This window comes from Mycobacterium sp. NGS11 (assembly GCF_059813315.1).
Genome location: NZ_JCALEJ010000074.1, coordinates 1 through 502, shown reverse-complemented (window position 1 = coordinate 502; position 502 = coordinate 1). Strand labels below are relative to the sequence as shown.

The 502-nt window shown below is 67.1% G+C and carries 1 protein-coding gene; it reads right to left on the bottom strand.

Features of this window, described 5'->3' with window-relative positions:
* On the bottom strand, nt 1-502 hold a 502-nt coding region (locus AC5Y4T_RS26165; protein WP_499956151.1), incomplete at both ends, for a phosphopantetheine-binding protein.

Below are 502 nucleotides of genomic sequence, written 5' to 3'. Positions count from 1 at the left end.
CCGCTCAGTTGGGATGACTATTTGCTGAGCCGCTCCCTCTAAGGTGCCGAAAACGGTGCGCAGACTCTCGTGGCGGTCCACCACATCGGCCAGGGCCGCACCCAACGCCTCGGCATCCAGAGGCCCGCGCAGTTGCAGCGCCACCGCCATGTTGTAGACCGGTGACGGGCCATGGAGCTGATCGAGGAACCACAACCGGTTCTGCGCGAACGACAGCGGAACCACCGCCGGCCGCTCACCGGCCACCAACGGCTCCAGGCCCCCGCCACCGGCACCGATACGGGGCGCCAATTGGGCGACCGTGGGCGCCTCGAACAAGGTCCGCACCGCCAGGCCCGCCCGCAAAGCCTTGTTGACTGCGGCGGTGACCCGCATCGCCGACAACGAATCACCACCCAGGTCAAAGAACGAGTCGTCGACCCCCACCCGCTCGATGCCGAGCACCTGCGCATAGATGCCGACCAGAATCTCTTCGACCGCGCCGACGGGCGCGCGATACCTA